This is a genomic window from Psychromonas sp. CD1 (assembly GCF_002239585.1).
Classification (GTDB): domain Bacteria; phylum Pseudomonadota; class Gammaproteobacteria; order Enterobacterales; family Psychromonadaceae; genus Psychromonas.
This window is the reverse complement of record NZ_NDFH01000003.1, coordinates 198,795-214,425: the sequence shown is the minus strand read 5'-3', so window position 1 is coordinate 214,425 and position 15,631 is coordinate 198,795. Positions and strand designations below refer to the sequence as shown.

16 protein-coding genes and 1 other RNA gene are annotated in these 15,631 nt (G+C 37.2%); 4 read left to right on the top strand and 13 right to left on the bottom strand.

Going from position 1 to position 15,631, the window contains the following annotated elements:
- Positions 1-102: 102 nt before the first annotated feature.
- Positions 103-464: RNase P RNA component class A (gene rnpB, locus B8W84_RS02340), an RNA gene on the bottom strand.
- 37 nt (positions 465-501) lie between these two features.
- Complete coding sequence (rsmI, locus tag B8W84_RS02335) at positions 502-1,362, bottom strand: 16S rRNA (cytidine(1402)-2'-O)-methyltransferase (RefSeq protein WP_094751727.1); 861 nt, start codon at positions 1,360-1,362, stop codon at positions 502-504.
- 141 nt (positions 1,363-1,503) lie between these two features.
- Here rsmI and B8W84_RS02330 point away from each other — a divergent pair, with 141 nt between their 5' ends.
- The 4 genes from B8W84_RS02330 to B8W84_RS02315 are packed head-to-tail and all read left to right on the top strand — an operon-like array spanning position 1,504 to position 4,951.
- On the top strand, positions 1,504-3,417 hold the full coding sequence (locus tag B8W84_RS02330; RefSeq protein WP_094751726.1) for a penicillin-binding protein activator: 1,914 nt from the start codon (positions 1,504-1,506) through the stop codon (positions 3,415-3,417).
- The gene (locus B8W84_RS02325; RefSeq protein WP_257797889.1) at positions 3,386-3,754 is read left to right on the top strand and encodes a YraN family protein; all 369 of its coding nucleotides are present in this window, start codon (positions 3,386-3,388) and stop codon (positions 3,752-3,754) included. The genes B8W84_RS02330 and B8W84_RS02325 overlap by 32 nt, the downstream gene beginning before the upstream one ends.
- A gap of 17 nt (positions 3,755-3,771) precedes the next feature.
- Complete coding sequence (locus B8W84_RS02320) at positions 3,772-4,359, top strand: D-sedoheptulose-7-phosphate isomerase (RefSeq protein WP_374220145.1); 588 nt, start codon at positions 3,772-3,774, stop codon at positions 4,357-4,359.
- A gap of 4 nt (positions 4,360-4,363) precedes the next feature.
- The gene (locus B8W84_RS02315; RefSeq protein ID WP_094751723.1) at positions 4,364-4,951 is read left to right on the top strand and encodes a BON domain-containing protein; all 588 of its coding nucleotides are present in this window, start codon (positions 4,364-4,366) and stop codon (positions 4,949-4,951) included.
- Positions 4,952-5,220: 269 nt separating this feature from the next.
- Here B8W84_RS02315 and der read toward each other — a convergent pair whose 3' ends face one another.
- The 11 genes from der to B8W84_RS02265 all read right to left on the bottom strand — a co-directional run bounded on the left by der (position 5,221) and on the right by B8W84_RS02265 (position 15,620).
- Complete coding sequence (der, locus tag B8W84_RS02310) at positions 5,221-6,687, bottom strand: ribosome biogenesis GTPase Der (RefSeq protein ID WP_094751722.1); 1,467 nt, start codon at positions 6,685-6,687, stop codon at positions 5,221-5,223.
- A 76-nt stretch (positions 6,688-6,763) separates the two neighbouring features.
- Positions 6,764-7,963: an outer membrane protein assembly factor BamB gene (bamB, locus tag B8W84_RS02305; protein ID WP_094751721.1), complete on the bottom strand. Its 1,200-nt coding sequence runs from the start codon at positions 7,961-7,963 to the stop codon at positions 6,764-6,766.
- Between the two features lie 16 nt (positions 7,964-7,979).
- On the bottom strand, positions 7,980-8,339 hold the full coding sequence (locus B8W84_RS08095) for a tetratricopeptide repeat protein (protein WP_257797888.1): 360 nt from the start codon (positions 8,337-8,339) through the stop codon (positions 7,980-7,982).
- Positions 8,323-8,730 carry a YfgM family protein gene (locus tag B8W84_RS08090; protein WP_257797887.1) on the bottom strand — a complete coding sequence of 136 codons (408 nt, stop codon included), beginning with the start codon at positions 8,728-8,730 and terminating at the stop codon, positions 8,323-8,325. The genes B8W84_RS08095 and B8W84_RS08090 overlap by 17 nt, the downstream gene beginning before the upstream one ends.
- Before the next feature lie 24 nt (positions 8,731-8,754).
- A complete protein-coding gene (gene hisS / locus B8W84_RS02295; protein ID WP_094751720.1) occupies positions 8,755-10,026 on the bottom strand; it encodes a histidine--tRNA ligase in 1,272 nt (423 codons plus the stop codon).
- A gap of 100 nt (positions 10,027-10,126) precedes the next feature.
- Complete coding sequence (gene ispG / locus B8W84_RS02290; protein ID WP_094751719.1) at positions 10,127-11,236, bottom strand: flavodoxin-dependent (E)-4-hydroxy-3-methylbut-2-enyl-diphosphate synthase; 1,110 nt, start codon at positions 11,234-11,236, stop codon at positions 10,127-10,129.
- Between the two features lie 45 nt (positions 11,237-11,281).
- Positions 11,282-11,605, bottom strand: a complete 324-nt coding sequence (locus tag B8W84_RS02285) for a DUF4115 domain-containing protein (protein ID WP_180706018.1) — start codon at positions 11,603-11,605, stop codon at positions 11,282-11,284.
- 64 nt (positions 11,606-11,669) lie between these two features.
- On the bottom strand, positions 11,670-12,788 hold the full coding sequence (locus B8W84_RS02280) for a bifunctional tRNA (adenosine(37)-C2)-methyltransferase TrmG/ribosomal RNA large subunit methyltransferase RlmN (RefSeq protein WP_094751717.1): 1,119 nt from the start codon (positions 12,786-12,788) through the stop codon (positions 11,670-11,672).
- Between the two features lie 98 nt (positions 12,789-12,886).
- Positions 12,887-13,117, bottom strand: coding sequence for a FeoC-like transcriptional regulator (locus B8W84_RS02275; RefSeq protein WP_094751716.1), 231 nt, complete (start codon positions 13,115-13,117; stop codon positions 12,887-12,889).
- Positions 13,114-15,393, bottom strand: coding sequence for a Fe(2+) transporter permease subunit FeoB (gene feoB / locus B8W84_RS02270; protein ID WP_094751715.1), 2,280 nt, complete (start codon positions 15,391-15,393; stop codon positions 13,114-13,116). The genes B8W84_RS02275 and feoB overlap by 4 nt, the downstream gene beginning before the upstream one ends.
- Positions 15,390-15,620, bottom strand: a complete 231-nt coding sequence (locus B8W84_RS02265; RefSeq protein ID WP_094751714.1) for a FeoA family protein — start codon at positions 15,618-15,620, stop codon at positions 15,390-15,392. The genes feoB and B8W84_RS02265 overlap by 4 nt, the downstream gene beginning before the upstream one ends.
- Positions 15,621-15,631: the final 11 nt, after the last annotated feature.

Here is a 15,631-nt window from a genome sequence, read left to right as displayed (position 1 = left end):
GAGTCTATATGTACTTACGTATGACGTGTAGGTAAGTATCAGCATGCCCTTCGGATTTAAAAGAAAAAAAACCATCATAATCACTTATGATGGTTTAAAAATAGTTAGAGTCGGCCGATAAGCCGGGTTCTGTCGTGGATCGTCATTCATCTAGGCCGCCAATCACTCAACGGCTCAAGCAACCTACCCGCTTCCAGTATGGGCCATACCTCAGGAAGCCTATTTGGTCTTGCTTCAGGTGGAGTTTACCTTGCACTAATGATCACCCATTAGCCGGTGCGCTCTTACCGCACCCTTTCACCCTTACCGACAAAATAAATTTGTAGGCGGTCTCCTCTCTGCTGCACTTGTCGTTAGCTTGCGCTACCCAGGCGTTACCTGGCACCCTGCCCTATGAAGCCCGGACTTTCCTCCACGCTATAAACTATAAATAGTAATATTGTGGCGACGATCTAGCCAACTCCGAGGTGGATTATATCCTACTCTTTTTACTGATGAAAGTTATAAATGGTCTAATCCCCACTTATAAAGCTCATTTTTCTTTTGCTGATGGATTTGTGCGGTTAAAGCAGCCGCTTTTTTTAAGGGTAGCTGCTCTTTTAACAATCGTAATGTATTTAGTGCATCTTGCGGAAGACTGTCTTCTTGTAGATTTGCCCCTGCAATTATTAACACAAACTCACCACGACAATGATTAGTATCTTTCTCTAACCATATAAGCATCTCTGATGCAGTCAATGAATAAAAAGATTCAAAGGCTTTGGTTAATTCTCGTGCAATTACCAGTTTACGATCTGCACCAAAAATCAAGATAACCTGCTTAACAGTGTCAATAATACGTCGGGGCGATTCGTAAAATACCATCGTACGTTTTTCTTCAATCAATGCCTTTAATTTATCTTGTTTACCTTTTTCTTTTGCGGGCAAAAAACCTTCAAAAGTAAAGCGGTCCGTAGCAAGACCCGCACAACTTAAAGCAGTGATAACCGCTGATGGTCCAGGTATCGGCACAACATCAACACCTGAGGCTCGACATTCGTTCACTAAATGATAACCAGGATCACTAATTAATGGCGTACCTGCATCCGAGATAAGCGCCACTGCTTGACCGTTTTTAATTTTTCCTATCAACATTTTGCTTCGTTCACGTTCATTATGATCATGCAATGCTATCATTGGTTTTTTTATTTGGTAATGACTTAATAATCTACCACTATGGCGTGTATCTTCCGCCGCGATAATATCGACCCGTTGCAATGTTTCAATGGCACGATAGGTAATATCACTAATATTTCCTATCGGTGTCGCAATGATATAAAGTTTTGCTGGAAATGATGATAAAATCTGACTGTTTTCAGACATTGGGTCACCTTAATAAAATAATATTGTTTAACCGAAGCCACAATATTACACTATAGTGCTAGGGTTACCTACCGCCAAATTTATGGGTTACCTACCGCCAAATTTATTTGCTTATTTTGAGGTCTATCAAAGGATAATATTTTGAACTTTTTTACTTTTAAAAAACTTAATTACCGACTTTTAGGAGTCGTATTATGTCTTTGTATTTTGAGTGCATGTAGTACTTCGCTTTCAATGCAAGATAATTCTCCACCCGCCGTATTTTCTGATTTACCCGAAAATGCGAGCTATTACCTTGAAAAAAACAAAATTGCTAATAATACGACACGTTTACAGTGGCAATTTGTCACCTTACAAGCATTGATCAAAGAACAAAAATTAATGCTGGCTCAACCGATTATTGATTACCTACAACAAGCAGTATTATCCCCTCAAGAAAAGGCTATTTTGACACTTTTAATAGCGGATAAATTTTATGCAGATAATGATTTTAATGAAGCTCAAATCACACTCGATTATATCAATAAAACAACATTACCCGATCTTGGTCTAATACATTTTTATCAATTACAAATTAATTTATATATCACTGCAGAAGCACATTTAGACGCGACTAAAAATATTTTTTCTTTATTGCCACTTTTAAGTGAAACAACAATCAAACAAGAACAACACGATCATTTGCTTAATCAACTTTCTCTTTTAACCTCAGAGCATTTAAATCAACTAATACGACAAAGTAGTAATCTAACAGACATCGATAAAAACAAAAAAGCATGGTATGACTTAGCTCTGCTTTACCAAAGTTACAAGTTGCAACCCAATGAATTATTACGTAAAGTTGATTCTTGGAAAACTAAAAATCCGATGCATCCTGCCGCGACACTTCTGCCATCACAATTACTCAATATAGATACATTGAGCCCTTACCGCCCTCGGAAAATAGCAGTTATATTACCTCTGTCAGGCCGTTTTAAACGACAAGGAAGTGCGATTCAAGCTGGTTTGTTAGATGCTTTTTATCAACAATTACAGCAACAGAAAGACAATTTATTGCAAGACAAAACGAGTCCTAAGATTTTCTTCTATGACAGCCAAAGTCAAAATATGCAAGATATTGAAAAACAGCTAAGACTTGATAAAGTTGATTTTGTTATTGGACCACTCTTAAAAGCAAACATACAAACACTACTACCTTTAATTGAAGATATTCCGACACTGGCATTTAATGCACTGCAGTCAAAAAATGACACAACATCGCTTGATGAAGTACAACTACATTATGCATTTCCTCTTTCCCCTGAAGAAGAGGCGAAGCAAGCGGCAGAGCTCATCACCTATCAACAACATAAGAATCCTTTGGTTCTTGCTCCAAAAGGCTCTTACGGAAAACGGGTTAGTTTGGCTTTTAGTCGAAAATGGAAAGCCTTACACCCAGCAGATAAAAAAACCGTTGAACGCTACTATTTCACCGATAAACACCAATTAGGCACCTTTGTAGAAAAAGTTTTACAAAGTGATGCAAGTAAACGTCGTATTGCACAAATGAAAATAATCACTCAGCTCACCTTAGAAACTGAAATTCGTAGCCGTAGAGACATAGATGCTATTTATATCATTAGTAAGCGTGATGAGCTTATTTTATTAAAACCTTTTATCGATGTTTCCGTGAGTCCTTTTGATAAAAGTATTCCGCTTTATGCAAATTCACGCAGTAATAGCTTCGATCGTAGTAAACAAAACAAAGAGCTTTCTAAATTAACCTTTTCCGATTCTCCTTTCTTATTAACCCAAGATAAAGAGCGTTTAAGTGCAATTCAAAAAGCATGGAAATATAGTTCCTTTAATACACTACGTCTTTTTGCTTTAGGTTTTGACAGCTACCAACTCATTGGCCAATTAGTATTATTACAACATGATCCCAAAACAACTTATGATGGTATTATCGGTACTCTTTCTGTTAATGAAAATAATTTAATTCAAGCCAAATTATCTTGGGCTAGATTTGAAAATGGAGTTATGTTTGACGTACCTTCGCCGACGCAAGCCAAGTAATTTAACGGGCGATAAAGCCGAGTTACAAGCCTTGCTTCATTTACAAAAGCAAGGCTTACAACTTCTGCATCGAAATTATTATTGTCCCTATGGCGAAATCGACTTAATCATGCACGATAAACAAACACTGGTATTTATTGAAGTTCGTTATCGAAAAAATAATACCTTCGGAGGAGCTTTAGCCTCGATAAATAGAGTAAAGCAGCGTAAAATAATCGCCACAGCAGAGTTTTTTTTGGCAGAACAAAAAAACGAATATAATTGTCGTTTTGATGTAATTGCCATTGATGATAGCGTCACATCACCTCTTTGGATCCAAGACGCTTTCCAAGTATAATATGGCATAATTCAATGATAAATAAAACTATACAAGCACATTTTGCAGAAAGCATTCAAACTAAAATCGTGGCAGCAGAAGCCTTACCTGAAAGCATCGAAAAAGCAGCCATCGCCATAAGTAAAACACTACTACGTGGCAATAAGATACTTGTTTGTGGTAATGGAGGCGCAGCAGCCTTAGCACAAATATTTGTATCACACCTTGTTAATAAATATGAAACTAATCGACCTGCTTTACCTGCTATTGCTATCACTACGGACTCTGTATTAATTTCAGCTATCTCTACAGATAACCAATTTGAGGAAATATATGCGAAGCAACTTTCTGCTATTTCCCAAAGTGGCGATATACTCATAGCAATAAGCCATAGTGGTAATAGCCGTAATATGATTCGAGCGGTTGAGACTGCACTCAGCAAATCCCTGCAACTTGTACTTTTAAACGGTATGGATGGCGGTGAATTAGCGGGTTTATTGGGCTCTGAAGATATAGAAATACGCGCACCAAGTGATAAACGATCTCGTATTGAAGAGGTTCATCTTCTGGTAATTAACTGTTTAAGTGATCTTATCGATCAACAACTTTTTTTGAAAACAGAGTAATATTATGAAAATACATTTAAAAACACTTTTCTCTCTTTTAATCCTAATACAATTACAAGGCTGTGCCGGTGCACTTATTGTCGTAGCAGGCACGGCAGTCTACCTTAACAGTGATGAACGTAGCATCACTGAACAATTTGATGATGGTCAACTCTCGAGTGATGCATTAGACACTATCAATAAACTTGACATACCTCGCTCTGATTTACGCATTAATTTCATTACTAATAGTGGCTATTTATTAGTCATGGGTCAAGTAAGTGACACACAAACCAAAGATAATATCGGCGCTCAGCTAGAAAAAATAAAAGGTGTAAAATCCGTTTATAATCAACTTCGTATCAGAGGCCCCATTGATTTTGCACAACAAAGTAAAGACACTTGGATCACCACAAAAGTAAAAAGTAAATTTACGAGTGATGATAAAATAAATCCTTTAAAAATAAAAGTAGTCACAGAGGATGGTGAAGTCTTTTTGATTGCGAAACTGAATAAAGAAATGGCTGAATATGCCACAAATATTACACGTAATATCGATGGTGTAAAAAAAGTAAATCGTGTTTTCCAGCTTAATAATACTGAAAAAAAATAATATAAACCGATAATATCAAGCCACTAAACCGGTTTGATATTATCAAGCCACAAACTTTTTTATCTTAAGCCAATTATATTTTCAACACAAAAACGTTATTGTGCGTATCCAAACAATGCAGATAACAATATCCGAAGTATACGTATTATTATTTATGCGACTGACTATTTAAAACAAAAAAATATCTAATAAGGTTATAACTATAGCCCTATTAGATATCGGATAATGTGCGATTAGATTTTATTCATATCGCATTATTTAAATCTACTTTATTTTTTTTTCTTTTTATGAAACGTCATCATGCGTTTACGTTTATGCATTTGATTTGGTGTTAATTTATTGCGACGCCCTTCAAATGGATTTGAGCCTTCTCTAAATTCTATACGAATAGGTGTACCCATAATTTTCAGGGAGCGACGGAAATAATTCATTAAATAACGTTTATATGAATCCGGTAATTTTTTAACCTGATTACCATGGATAACTATCAATGGTGGATTATATCCCCCTGCATGCGCATAACGTAATTTAACTCGACGACTTTGTACCATCGGAGGATTATGATCCCCGACTGCCATTATCATAATGCGTGTTAACATAGAGGTAGAAATACGTTTAGTTGACGAGTCATAAGCTTCTTCAACCGATTCATACAAATGTCCTACACCTGTGCCGTGTAATGCCGATATAAAATGAATTTTCGCAAAATCAATAAAACCAAGACGACGATCAAGCTCTGTTTTAACACGCTCTTTATCGTAATCCGTCATTCCATCCCATTTGTTCACCGCAATAACTAAAGAACGCCCGGCATTTAATGTATAACCCAACAAACACAAATCTTGCTCTGCGATACCATCTTTTGCATCAATGAGCAATAAAACAACATTACAATCTTCAATGGCTTTTAACGTTTTAATCACTGAAAACTTTTCAACCGTTTCATTGACTTTTTTACGTTTGCGCACACCCGCTGTGTCAATTAAAATATATTCACGATCACCATGCGTCATAGGAATATAAATACTATCGCGAGTCGTTCCTGGTTGGTCAAAAACAACCACGCGCTCTTCACCTAAAATGCGATTAATCAGTGTTGATTTCCCAACATTAGGTTTACCAATGATGGCAAGCTTAATCGGTAATGCGGCTAAACGTTGTTGCTCTTGTAAAAGTTTCTCTTCATCATCAACAAACTCAGCCTCAAATTCAAATTCCGCATCGGCATCGATGATTTCAGAATGATCAAAAAAACCATCCAGTGCGGTATCAATCATTTTACGGATACCTTTACCATGAGCTGCTGCTATATGGTAAACCTCACCAAGTCCAAGTGCATAAAACTCAGCACAAGCACTATCTGCATCAATACCGTCGGTTTTATTCGCCACTAAAAATACTTTTTTCTCTTGCTTGCGCAAATAATCTGCAATCGCGTGATCATCTACCATCAGACCGACACGAGCATCAACCATAAATAATACGGCATCAGCCTCATCAATCGCAAGTAATGACTGTCCAGCCATCAGGGAATCAATCCCCTCTTCATTACCAGTGATACCTCCGGTATCAATAACAATAAATTCATCTTCGTCAAGTTTTGCCTGACCGTACTTACGATCTCGCGTTAAACCTGGAAAATCCGCAACAAGCGCATCTCTGGTGCGTGTTAAACGATTAAATAACGTTGATTTACCCACATTTGGGCGCCCCACTAAGGCAATCACTGGTAACATATTGATATAATCCTATACAAAAAAGCCCCTCGACAAACAAGGCGAGGGGCTATTATACGTGTTGAGCACAATATTACTATTTCTTATTAAACGATGGCTTTTCTATTGCGACTATTTTACCGCTACGAGTTTGTAAATAAAGATAATTATTCGTTTCAAAAGGTGCTCGATATAATCCATCTTCATCGATAAGCTGTTGGGCGACAAAATGCCCATTCTCCCTATCTAACCAATGTAAATAACCTTCTGCATCACCAATAACGATATATTGATTAGCAATCGTTACCCCTGTCAAATGGCGGTAGGAAAGTTTTTTATTGACCCATAACTGCTTACCCGTTTCACTATCCACGGCAAAAACATAACCGCGTTGATCAGTAAGATATAATGTTTTACCTGATAAGGCTAAATCATTATATCCGGAGTATTCTCCAGACCATAGTTGCTGCCCTTTAAATAAATCAATGGCTAATAGATTTCCATTGTATGCAAAAGTATAAACAATACCGTTATGTATAATGGGTTGTACATCAACATCAACGATACGATCTAACTCGGTGGCACCAAATGGACGAGCCACCGGAAGTTGCCAAAGGGGTTGTCCATTTTTCAATAATGTTGTAGCAATAAATCCATCTGCTCGTCCATAGACAATAGCACCTTGCTCTATCACCGGCGTTGAACTGCCACGTAACGTTAATTTTGGAAGTTTATTGCTTAACGTCCACAGTTCCTTACCCGTAAGACTATCTAACGCAGTTAAATCGCCTCGCGTTGTATGTATCACTACTATGCCCATCGAATAAGCTGGCTGAGCAAGTACTTCACCTCGTACCTGAGCCAACCAAAGCAAATCACCCGTATATTTATCCAAAGAAAATACTTGCGCGTTTTCCGTGCCAATCAATAGCATATCATCCGCAACGGTGATACCACCAGAAAAACGAGCGGAGCGATTCAATCGATTATTTTTTATTTTAGATAAATCTACCGACCACTTTAATTTCCCAGTATCAACCGAGAATGCTTTTATCAGCCCCTCTCTCGATGCGACATATAGTGAATTTTCATCCGCATTAGGTTGTAGTTGAGAAAAATATGTCTCAACTCCCGAACCGATGTTTTGTGACCAAGCAATTTTAGGTTGATAAGTCGCGTCGAAAACAGGCAATTCAGCCATTTCTACAACATCTTTTTCACTTGAAAATACAGAGCAACCATTAAGCAAAAAAGCGCTGATTCCAATGCAAACAAGTTTTTTAATGCGATGCTTCATTTATTTCCGTCCCGTGCTATTTTTTAAGAATAGGCGCGGATGCGCTATCTGGCTCAGCAATTGCTAAGTCATTAAACTGTAACTGTAATAACGGATCTACATGGCCCTGACTCGCTTCAATACCTCGTTTAAATGCTAAACGAGCATTTCCCAAATCACCTTTTAACAAATAAACAGCGCCTTTAACTTGCTCTACTTGTGCCATAAAACTTTTTTCAGAGACTAATGCGAGTGTTTGTAGTGCATGGTCATATTCTTTAAGTTGTGCTTCTACACGTGCCAGACGTATGTTGATCACAGGATTTAACATCGCATAATGCTCACTAACTTGGAGTTGTTGTAATTGTTTTTTTGCTAACTTAAAATCTTTTTGCACGATAGCTTCTTTCGTTAAAGAAAGACGGGCGGAGTTGTTGTAATTGTTTTTTTGCTAACTTAAAATCTTTTTGCACGATAGCTTCTTTCGTTAAAGAAAGACGGGCTAACGATGCATAATTATTATCATTATGAGCACTGATAAATTCTTTAATCGCCGTAAAATCTTTATCTTTACCTTGCGCTTCAAATTTAATCATCATATCCGTATATTCTTGCGACACTTCCTCTTGCGATTGCGCTGAAGACGTATGATAAAAACGCCATCCCCATAAAGCAGCTAAAATAATAACCGCACTAATAATCAAGATATTACCGTATTTCTTCCAATATCCTTTTATTGCATCAACTTGTTGTTCTTCTGTTTCATACCCTTCAATAATATCAACCACGCTCTGTCCTCTATAATTTATTTATTAAAAATAAGTAGGTAATACAGTAAGTAGGCTATCCATTTCAATCGTTTTTTGATCTGTTTTGCCTGATAAATCTTTAATTGTGACACAGTTATCTTGTAATTCATCTTCAGCAATAATTAAAGCTAAACGCGCCCCACTTTTATCCGCTCGTTTCATTTGCTTTTTAAAATTTCCAGCTCCACAATGATGCATTATTTTAAGATGTGGTAATTCAGTGCGAATAAGCTCAGCCATTTTAAATCCTGCAAGATCTGTTTTATCCCCAACAAGCACACTATAAATGTCAACATCAGATGGGACATCATTATTGAGTTCAAGTTCATTTAACATTAAAACAATACGTTCAAGTCCCATCGCAAATCCCACTGCTGGGGTGGCTTTACCACCTAATTGTTCGACTAAACCATCATAACGTCCCCCAGCACAAATTGTACCTTGTGCCCCTAAACTTGAAGTGACCCATTCAAAAACCGTACGATTATAATAATCTAAACCACGCACTAGACGTTCATTGAGTACATATTTAATACCCGCAGCATCTAAATATTTTTGTAACTGCTTAAAATGCTCGATAGATTCGTCGTCTAAATATTCAGACAGCTTAGGTGCATCCACTAATAATGCTTGTACTTGAGGATTCTTACTGTCTAATACACGCATCGGATTCGTTTTCATACGTCGTTTACTGTCGTCATCTAATTGCGCTTCGTGCTTCTCTAAAAAAGCAACCAAAACCTCCTTATAATGAGCACGTGCAGCATTTGAACCCAAAGAGTTAATTTGTAATTCAACATGCTTATCAATACCTAGTTTTTTCCATAGGCGAGCCGAAAGTAAAATAATTTCTGCATCGATATCCGCACTTGCCATCCCAAACGTTTCCACCCCAAATTGGTGAAATTGTCGATAGCGACCTTTTTGTGGACGCTCATGACGAAACATGGGACCGGTATACCATAATCGACGTTCTTGATTATACAATAAACCATGCTCATTACCCGCACGAACGCAAGACGCTGTGCCTTCAGGGCGTAACGTTAAACTATTGCCATTATCATCAAATGTATACATCTCTTTTTCAACGATATCAGTTACTTCACCTATCGAACGTTTAAATAGATCAGTGCTTTCTACTAACGGCATCCTAATCTCAGAATAACCATAACTACTTACAACTTGTCGTAATAATGATTCTAATTTTTGCCAAACAGGGGTTTGATCAGGAAGGGTATCATTCATTCCACGTATAGCTTGGATCTTTTTTGCCACAATAATTTCTCATGCAATAAGTAAAAAATAAAAAAATATTATACCGAAAAAGCCCCTAAGATGTAAACATAAGGAACTTTTCAGGAACTTTTCTATAATATTAAACTTTCAGAATTAAATTTTTAGGATCTGTACGGCTTATCCGTGCGCGAATTTTTGCCTCTAACTGGTCAATCACTTTATCATTATCAAAGCGTTCTTTCTGTCGTTTGCCATCTTCATAAAAAGCACTTTTATGTTTACTTCCGGTGATTCCAATGTCAGACACTAGGGCTTCACCCGGTCCGTTAACAATACAGCCAATAATAGAGACGTCTATCGGTATTAGCACATCTTCTAAACGTTTTTCTAATTCATTTACGGTGGCTATTACATCAAATTCTTGCCGAGAGCATGTGGGGCAAGCAATAAAATTAATGCCTCGGCTACGAATACGCAGAGATTTTAAAATATCAAAACCGACTTTAATTTCCTCAACCGGATCAGCGGCCAACGATACACGCAATGTATCACCAATACCTTGCGCAAGTAACATTCCCAGTCCGACAGCAGATTTTACACTACCACTGCGCAAGCCTCCCGCTTCAGTGATACCTAAATGTAACGGTTGCTGGATCTCTTTCGCCAATAATTGATACGATTCAACCGCTAGCAATACATCGGATGCTTTCACGCTCACTTTAAATTCATCAAAATTAAGACGTTGTAGAATATCAACATGGCGCATTGCAGACTCAACTAAAGCGGCAGCGGTAGGCTCTCCATATTTCTCTTGGATATCTTTTTCTAGGGATCCACCATTAACACCAATTCGAATGGGTATATTATAATGTCTAGCACAATCAACCACACTACGTATACGTTGTTCATTACCGATGTTCCCAGGATTAATTCGCAAACAATCCGCACCATATTCAGCCACTTTCAACGCGATACGATAATCAAAATGAATATCTGCAATCAAAGGTAAAGAAGTGCGTTTTTTTATTTCTTTAAAGGCTTCCGCCGCATTCATCGTCGGCACAGCAATACGCACCAGATCAGCCCCAACGGCTTCTAAACGCTTGATTTGCGCAATAGTTGCATCTACGTCTGTCGTTAAGGTGTTAGTCATTGATTGGACTGATATCGGGGCATCACCACCAACGGCAACATTTCCCACCATGATCTGTTTAGATACTCGGCGGATGAGAGAAGAAGTATGGCTCATTGGTTTATTACTCTTTATATTGGATTTTATGTTCGTGAGAGAAAATCAAGTCATAGGTAAGGTAAATACGGCTCTTTTGCCAGCATCAAACTTATATGTAACAATCTCATGCTGATATTGTATTGCAACAACACTAGGATCGCCTAATGTCAATTGAAAGGGAGGCACACCTTGTAAAGTTAAAACACGCCCTTTTTCATATAAACCAAAAGCAACACGTTTATTCTCAGCATCTTTTATTTCAGTCCAACAATCAGCAGAATAGGTTAATAAAAGAGAAGCCACGATAGTCTCTGTTGAGGAGACTGGTATTATTTTACTTTTGCGCTCATTTTCTTTTTTGACAATATGCTCGCTTTTCACTGACACAGAGAAGTAAATCCAATTGCTGTTTATTATAGCTGAACATTTATTTTTAAAAAAACTTTATATTTTAACGTTCTGAAACGTCTATACTTTCACCCCTTTGACGTTTTTTTAATGTTCGTTTGGTTCTATCAATAACGTCCCCCACCAATTGCCCACAAGCGGCATTAATATCATCACCACGAGTTTTACGCACAATCACCGTATAGCCATATTCCATTAATACTTTATTAAATCTATCCACTCGACTATTACTGGGTTTATTATAATCATTGTCAGGAAATGGATTAAAAGGAATAAGATTGATTTTACATGGAGTATCTTTTAATAAAATAGCCAACTCATGAGCTTGATCTGTCGAATCATTAACATTATCTAATAAAAGATATTCGATCGTTACTTTACCTCGATTCGCTTTTGATTTTTGCATATAACGTTTAACGCCAGCCAAAAAATCTGCAATGTTATATTTATTATTAATAGGCATCATTTGCGAACGCAACTCATCATTTGGAGCGTGCAATGAAATGGCTAAAGCAACATCAATACGATCGCCTAAAATGTCTAATGCAGGTACAACACCAGACGTTGACAGTGTAACCCGACGTTTCGATAAAGCATAACCAAAATCATCTAACATTAATTCCATTGCAGGTATAACATTATTTAAATTAAGTAAAGGCTCGCCCATACCCATCATGACAACATTAGTAATTGGTCGCTTACCACTTTCACCCTGTACGCCTACAATTTTAGCCGCACGCCAAACCTGGCCTATAATTTCAGAAACGGTTAAGTTTCGATTAAATCCTTGTTGTGCGGTAGAGCAAAAGTTACATTCTAAAGCACAGCCAACTTGTGATGACACACATAATGTTGCTCTATCTTTTTCTGGGATATAAACCGTTTCAATATCTTGATCTCCAACCGTCATGACCCATTTTATAGTTCCATCCTTACTGCGTTTCTCAACACGAACTTCTGGCGCAACAATTTCTGCATGCAAGGCTAATTTTTCACGCAGTTTTTTATTAATATTACTCATTTTTTCAAAATCGTCACAACCGTAATGATAAATCCATTTCATTACCTGCTCTGCACGAAAGGCTTTTTCACCCATATCAACAAAAAATTTACGTAAACCATCTCGGTTTAAATCTAATAGGTTTACTTTCTTAATACTCATGGGGCCTCGACACAAAAAAACTCAAAAAATGATTGTACAAAGGTTAAACGAAGATAGCTAGGCAAAAAGACTATCTACTTAAAGAAAGCCTTTTTAATTTATAACACGGTAACTATCGGAATCTGTTTTTTATCCGAATACCTATAAAAAACCTTTTTTATAGATAACTGACCTTGTAAATGTATGGTCTTATGTATTTTACCACGCTGTAGTAAAACATCCATCATCGGTGCCAGTCCTTGTGCACTCAAATGGAAATGTTTTAATAAACACGATTCACTAACCCGCCCTTGATCTTGCACATACTGACGGATTGTCTCTAAAATCATAAATACACATCTCTAAACAATATATTACCTCGGCGCTTTAATAAATACAAAACACTAAAAACAATAATAACGGCACACGAGATATAAATAAGACTGACTTTAGGGTGCAGCATAAACGTAGCAATCTGATAATAAAGCACCGACACAACATAAGCACTGAGAGTCGTCCACAATGCTATAAATTTAGCCCAATTCCCACCAACTTCACGAACAATAGCCCCCATCGCGGCCGCACACGGTGCATACAATAAAATAAACAAAAGATAAGCAAACGCCGCCTCTTGTGTCACAAATGCTTTTTGAATGTTTTTATAAATGCTTAAATCAACACCTTGCTCCGTTGCTGCGACATCCAAATTTTCAATGTTACCGATATTTAAACCTAAAGGGTCAGCAATACTAATGCCAAATAAATTTTTCGGAATCGTTTGCAGTGCCTCATTAAATTTATCTAACAATGAAAAAGGTACATCCTTTTGCATAAATGCTGTCGAATATAGATTATTTAATGTACCCACTACCGCCTCTTTAGCAAAAAGCCCGGTAACTATCCCCACGGTTGCAGGCCAATTATTTATTTGTACACCTAATGGGGATAATATAGGAGTGATGAATTGTGCCCCTTTACTCAACACTGAATCTTGACTATTTTGATGCCCAAAACTACCATCTAGACTCACCGAATTGAGCACGTTTAATAATGTTACGACCAAAACAATTATTTTCCCCGCACCAAATAAAAAACCTTTTAATTTATGCCACGTTTTTATTAAAGTGTTTTTTAGCGTAGGAAATTCATAATCAGGTAGCTCTAAAAACATATTTTCGTTTTTCCCTGGTAAAACAGTCCGACTTAATACAATTCCCGTTAATACCGCAACCAAAATACCAATAAAATATAAAGCGAAAACAACATTTTGCCCATTCTTGGGGAAAAATGCACTGGAAAACAAAGCGTATACTGGTAAGCGTGCTCCACAAGACATGAAAGGCGACATCACAACAGTTAATAGTCGTTCTCGCTCTTTTTCCAAAGTTCGCGTTGCCATAACCGCAGGTACCGTACAACCAAAGCCAATAATCATTGGAACAAATGATTTACCTGGCAAGCCTAGATATTGCATAAATCGGTCGATTACAAATGCTGCCCGTGCTAAATAACCTGAGCTCTCTAGAATCGCTAAAAAAAGATACAAGCAGGCGATGATCGGTATAAAAGTCAATACCGTTTGAATTCCATTACCCATGCCAAACGCAAGAACATTAATCAACCAATCTGGCGCAGCTAAAGCACTCAACACTAATGCAAAACCGTCAACAAAAATAGCACCTGAAAAAATATCAAAAAAATCAATAAAGGCACTGCCTATATTAATAGAAAACATAAACATCAAATACATAACAAAAAGAAAAAAAGGTATACCGAAATATTTATTCAGGGTAATAGCATCTATTTTGTCTGTTATTGAGCGCCCCAAATGCCCTTCAATACGCACTGACTGCTGAGTCACCTGATAAATAAAACTATAACGTGTCTCTGCTATTTGCAAATCAACATCCATATTTAAGTCTAAAAGAATCTGCGTTACCCTATGCTGTTTTTCGTCTTTAATTTGACTTTTAAGAGAGCTATCTTTTTCTAATAATTTGATAGCTAAAGCGCGTTTACAGAGTGCACTATCGTTGTTCTCTAGCGTATCCTCTAACTCATCAATAACAGATTCTAATCTGTCGCCATAATGGAGATGTAAAGGCGTACATTTTTCTAGCTGTGTATGAAATTTATCTAATTCAGATACTAATTGTTGTACCGCACGTTTATCATGTGCCGATAACATAAATAACGGACAGCCTAACTGTGTTGCAAGGCGTCGTGGATTGATACATAATTTCTTGTTCTTTGCCACATCGACTTTATTTAAGATAGCAACTACAGGTAAACCTAACTCTCTAAGCTGTAACGTTAAATATAAACTACGCTCTAAACAACTCGCATCAATTACATTAAGAATAATATCAGGCTTATTATGCATTACATAATCAAAGGCGATACGCTCATCGACCGAACTCCCCTGCACATCGAAATCTAAATTATAAATTCCAGGAAGATCAATTAATGTTGCTTGACGATCATGATTTAATCTAAATGTTCCTGTTTTTTTATCAACAGTAACACCACTCCAGTTACCCACACGCTGATGTGATCCGGTTAACGCATTAAAAAGTGTGGTTTTACCTGAGTTTGGATTACCTATTGTTGCAATGGTTAAACTCATTTCTCAATCTCTATTTGAATCAATTGGGCTAATGCTTTGCGTAGTGCAATACTACTATTAGCGCATCGAATTGCCAGAGGGTCGCCCAATGGAGCAATACGTAACAGTTTAACTTTTGCGTTAGGTAAAAAACCTAAATTAAGTAATTTTTTTCGAATGGAAGGTTCCATATTCTGCATATTAATAATATTTGCAGAATCACCTACTTTTAAATCAGATAAAACCATGCTGTACCCCA